Consider the following 625-nt stretch of genomic DNA (forward strand, 5'->3'; position numbering starts at 1 on the left):
TCCCCGCAGCTTCAGCGCCGAGGCCAGTGCCTCGGCGCTGAAGCTGCGGGGACACCGGGTGCTCGCGGCGGCGGCGCCCGCGGCGGGCGCGGCGGAACTGGTGATCACCCGCGCACCCGAGGTGTGCCTGCTGGGCACGGCGACACCGGCCGAACCGGGCATCTTCGACCCGGTGATAAAGATCAAACGAGAACGCCCGCAGGTGGCGGTCCTGGTCCTGGGTCCGGTCCCCAGCCCCCGAGGCATCGCGGCGGCCTTCGCGGCAGGCGCCTCGGGCTACGTCCGCCACGACGAGCGCATCGAGGGCGTGGAGCGCGCCATCATGAAGGCACGGGCGGGCGAGGCGGCCGTAGCCCCACAACTGCTCCAGGGAGCCTTCAGCGAACTCCTGAACCCGGCGGCCCAACCCGACGACGAGGGCCAGCGGTTGTTGCAGATGCTGACGCCGAGGGAGGTGGAGGTCCTGGTCCGGGTAGCCGACGGCGAGGACACCCGTCTGATCGCGGCCGGCATGGGCATCGCCCCGTCGACGGCGCGCACGCATGTGCAGCGCGTGCTGATGAAGCTGGGAGTGGGGTCGCGGCTGGAGGCGGCGGCGCTGGCGGCGCGGGACTCCTCCCGCACC

The 625-nt window shown here is 73.3% G+C and carries 1 protein-coding gene; it reads left to right on the forward strand.

Annotated features, from left to right (window positions below):
* Nucleotides 1-625: LuxR C-terminal-related transcriptional regulator (locus JHN63_RS52185; RefSeq protein ID WP_200692074.1), on the forward strand; the 625-nt coding region annotated here is incomplete at both ends.

The sequence above is a fragment of the Streptomyces sp. MBT65 genome, assembly GCF_016612545.1.
GTDB lineage: Bacteria > Actinomycetota > Actinomycetes > Streptomycetales > Streptomycetaceae > Streptomyces.